Source organism: Kocuria atrinae C3-8 (assembly GCF_000286355.1).
Taxonomy (GTDB): domain Bacteria; phylum Actinomycetota; class Actinomycetes; order Actinomycetales; family Micrococcaceae; genus Kocuria; species Kocuria atrinae_A.
The window spans coordinates 1-4,473 of the sequence record NZ_AJXN01000039.1 but is presented as its reverse complement, the minus strand read 5'-3'; the positions used below and the strand labels follow the sequence as shown (position 1 = coordinate 4,473).

Below are 4,473 nucleotides of genomic sequence, written 5' to 3'. Positions count from 1 at the left end.
ACGACGCCGCTCACTCGCCCGTCCTCCCGCACCACCCCGGTGACCTCGTGCTCGGTGAGCAGGGTGAAGGTGGGTTCGGCGGCGGCGGCCTCCGCGACCAGGCTGAGCAGATCCCACTGCGGGACCATGGCGATGTAGGGGTGGCGCACGGGCAGGCGCGAGAAGTCGACCATGCGCACGGGTGGGCCGCCGGGGATGGGCAGATCCACGTGGGTGACCTTGGAGTGCGAGATGGCGTTGAAGCGCTCGAACAGCCCGAGGTCCTCCAGCAGGGCCAGGGTGGTGGGATGCACGGTGTCCCCGCGGAAGTCCCGGAGAAAGTCCCTGTGCTTCTCCAGCACGGTGACCGCCACGCCTGCCCGGGCGAGCAGCAGGCCGAGCACCAGGCCTGCCGGACCGCCGCCGACGATGGCGCAGGTGGTGCGCCGGAGAGTACCGGGCTGAGTGGTCCTGTCGCTCATCAAAGTGCTCCTCTCGGGGAGCGGGCGTTATCGCTAGGCTCGTAGGTTTGCGGCTACTCCGGTTGGGGAATCGCACTACTTCTAGCAGGAACCAGTAGGAAGTCGGCCACGCATATGCTGTCGACATCGGGGTAGGAGCCAACTAACATTGAGATAGCCCACTCCCGCAGGGAGCAGGGAAGTTAAGGCCAGGCCCCCGCGCTGACGGGACCTGGCCTTCGCGTTTTCTATAGCGGTATGTTGATCCGCTCGATCGTTCCATCATATTGATCGAACCAAGTTCGCTCGCCGCTCTCGGCCTCACCCAACGCCCCCGAGCCGCCAGTAAAGCTGCTCTATGCACTGAGCCCGCGCTCTCTCCCGCCGACGGTGGTTGAGCGGAGCGCCAACCTCCACGAGGTGAACGTCCAGATGCACCCCGCGAGATTGGGTACGCGGTGACCCCTACCTCCTTGCCGTAGATCCCTCTCCGTCGCGCGGCTCATCCCGTTCGCCACGTCGCCTACGGCGCCGCGTCCCCCCGTGACCCTCGTGGGACTCGTAGATGGGCTGACCCGCCGCCGTGGCATCCACGGCCTGGATCTGTCCCGTGTCCGGGTCGGTGTTCTCCCGGGTGACCAGTGTGAACTTCTGGTGCCCGTAGTCGTTGACCGCGGAGCGCACCGCGCGGCGCATCACGGACTCGGACAGTCGCTGGCGCAACCACATGGGATCCGCCCGCAGGTCACGGGTCAGGGCGATACAGAGTACGAACATCACCAGCACGAACGGCAGCGCCGCCACAATGGTCATCCGCTGCAACCCGCCCAGCGCCTCGTCCGGGGTGTCGCCACCGGCCAGGAGCATCACGGCCGCAACACCGCCCATGAGTACGCCCCAGAAGACCACCACGGTCGGGACGGCTCCAGGGTGCCCCGGGAGCTCAGCGACCCCATGACGATTGACGCGGAATCCGCACCGGTGACGAAGAAGATACCCGTGAGGATCATGGCCAGCACGGCCAGGCCCGCGGTGAGCAACTGCGGTGCGTCGAGCCCGTTGAACATGTCGTAGAGGGCGCCGTCGAACGAAATGGTGGGAACGCCGTCGACCATCGTGGCAATGCCGTCGTTGGGGTCGGAGGTGCCGTCCGCGGTGTGCTGGATGTTGATGGCGGTGCCGCCGAAGACCGCGAACCACAACAGGGACACCAGCGACGGAACTACCAGCACGCCGGTGACGAATTGGCGGATGGTGCGCCCGCGGGAAATGCGAGCAATGAACATGCCCACAAAGGGCGTCCACGAGATCCACCACGCCCAGTAGAAAATGGTCCACCCGGACAGCCACTCGCGCATGGCCTCGTCACCGACCGCCTCCGTGCGCGCGGCCATGTCCGGAAGCTGCTGGACGTACGAGCCGATCGCGGAGGGAATCAGGTTGAGGATGAACAGGGTGGGCCCCACCACGAAAATCACCACGGCCATCAGCACCGCGAGCACCATGTTGGTATTGGCCAAGAACTGGATACCGCGCTCGATTCCGGACACCGCCGAAGCCACAAAGCAGAACGTCAACACGGCAATGATCGCCACGAGCAGGGGCGTCGCAACCTCCCCGACCAGCCCGTTGAACTGCAGGCCGCTACCGATCTGCAACGCGCCCAGGCCCAGCGAGGCCGCCGAGCCGAACAGCGTGGAGAAGATCGCCAGAATGTTGATGATCTTCCCGCCCACGCCGTCCACGGCACGTCGGCCGAAGAGCGAGACGAACGCCTCCGAGAGCAAATTCTTGCGACCCATCCGGAACGTGCCGTACGCGACGGCAATACCGAGCACCGCGTACATCGCCCACGGGTGCAGCGTCCAGTGGAACAGCGACGTGGCCATGGCCGTCTCGATCGCCTCACTGGTCTGCCCGTCCACCGTGGCCGGGGGTGGCGAGATGTAGTGGAACAGCGGTTCGGCCACGCCGTAGAACATCAGGCCGATGCCCATGCCGCACGCAAACATCATGGAAATCCAGGACGTGGTGCGGAACTCGGGCTGCTCGCCGTCCTTACCGAGCGGGATCGCGCCGAACCGGCCCAGCGCCAACCACAGCACGTAAATCACGAAGAAGGACGAGCACAGAACAAAGATCCAGCCGGTGTTCTCCATGACCCAGTTCAGGGCCGTGGTCGAGGTGGTCGACAGGCTCTCCGTGCCCACGAACCCCCACACCACGAACGCCACGACGATCGCGCCCGTCACGCCCAGGATCACCTTGTCGAGACCTTCGAACCGGTCTCGGATCGGCCGACGACGCCGCTCCACCCCCTCTTTGAGGGCCGCCAGGATGTCCGCTTCGTTCTTTTCCGCGTGATGCAACTCGGTGGGGTCATCCACGGGACTGGCCGCTGTCGGCTCCGTGCCTGTCCCTAGACTGCCCGGCTCATCTGACGTGCTGGATTCGAACGTTCACTGCTCATCATGGTCCCTTCGCATTGCCAGCGCTTCCGACTTTAGCCATGACCCAGTCGTGGAAGACTCCAATGTGGTGCTCGCTGGGCACGAGAACCCCGCCCTTGGCGTAGATCCTAGACCCCATGGCGGGCTGACAACGTTCGCATGCATCGAAATCCTGCTGGTTGACTCGGTGGAACAATTCCACGGAGGCAGAGACATCCTGACCGGATTCCACGACCGAGGGCAGGTACAACCAGTCGCACTCCACGATCGTGTGGTCCACGGCCAACGGGAACATGCGGTGGATGATCACGTGGTCCGGCACCAGATTCACGAACACCGTGGGTTTGATGGTGATCGCGTAGTAGCGCCGGTCGTGGTCCTCGTCGACCCCTGGAATCCGGTCCAGGCCCTCGGAGCCGTCCACCGTGAAGCCCTTGACGTCCTCCCCGAACTCCGCGCCGTGACCCACGAAGTACTGGGCCGCCAGCCCATCCGCGAACTCGGGTATCACCTCGGTGAGCTCCGGGTGGATGGTGGCGCAGTGATAGCACTCCATGAAGTTCTCAATGATGAGCTTCCAGTTGGCCTTCACGTCGTAGGTGATCCGCCGTCCCAGGGCGAGATGGGCGATGTCGTAGGCCTGGATGGACTCGGAATCACCCAGCCGCTCTTCAATGGCACCCATGACGTCCTCTTCGAACGATGGCGGCTCGTCCGCCAGGCACACCCACACGTATCCCAGGTACTCGCGCACGGGGATGGTCACCAGGCCGTACTCCTCGCGGCCGATATCGGGCATCTTGGTGAGGTTGGGCGCGGCGATCAGTTTGCCGTCAAAGTCGTAGGTCCACGCGTGGTACGGGCATTGGAAGGACCGCTTGGCCTCCCCGCTGTCCTCCGTGCACAGCGTGGCCCCGCGGTGGCGGCACACGTTGTAGAACGCGCGAATGCCGTGCTTGCGATTACGGGTGATGATGATGCTTTCCCGCCCCACCTGCACGGTCCGGTAGGCGCCGGGCTTGTCCAGGTCCGCGGAGCGCACGGCGCAGAACCACATCCGTTCGAAAATCTGCTCCTGTTCCGCCCGGAAGAAGTTCTGGTCGGTGTAGGTGCGGCCCGGCAACGTGGCAATGAGGCTCTCGGAAACAATGTTGGTGGACACGGGGCCCTCCTTGCAGAACTACTTCACACGAGGGAAGTGGGGATCGGGTGTCGTTTGCTGTGGTTCAGGCGATCAAGCGTTGTTCGGCGGAGGAAACCGCCAGTTTGGCCAAGAACTTGCGCCAGCGCGTGAACTGTTTCGGCTGGTTCCAGCCCAGAACGGCCACGGGATCATCGCCGGCGTAGTAGACGGCCAGGAAGCTTTCCTCACCGGGCCCGCCGTGCTCGTAGATCACACGGTCCGAGCCGGTCATGTCCCCCACGAACTGCAGGCGCGCGCCGTACTGGCATGACCAGAAATAGGGCTGCTCCACGGGCAAGTACGCGTCGTCGTGGTCGAGCAACGCACCCACCGCGACGGCCGGACGGCCCACCGCACCGGCCCAGTGCTCCACGCGCCGGTGCTGCCCGGTGCGGGTGTC

Annotated in this window: 3 protein-coding genes and 1 pseudogene; all 4 read right to left on the bottom strand. The window is 64.7% G+C overall.

Features of this window, described 5'->3' with window-relative positions:
• The coding region (locus YO9_RS0105380; RefSeq protein WP_016996569.1) for an FAD-dependent monooxygenase at positions 1 to 461 on the bottom strand (461 nt) is incomplete at its 3' end.
• A 444-nt stretch (positions 462 to 905) separates the two neighbouring features.
• Positions 906 to 2,827, bottom strand: a pseudogene (locus tag YO9_RS0105375) (BCCT family transporter).
• Positions 2,828 to 2,909: 82 nt separating this feature from the next.
• Complete coding sequence (locus YO9_RS0105370) at positions 2,910 to 4,052, bottom strand: aromatic ring-hydroxylating oxygenase subunit alpha (protein ID WP_016996568.1); 1,143 nt, start codon at positions 4,050 to 4,052, stop codon at positions 2,910 to 2,912.
• A gap of 64 nt (positions 4,053 to 4,116) precedes the next feature.
• A partial coding sequence (locus YO9_RS0105365) for an oxidoreductase C-terminal domain-containing protein (RefSeq protein WP_031272725.1) occupies positions 4,117 to 4,473 on the bottom strand: 357 nt, incomplete at its 5' end.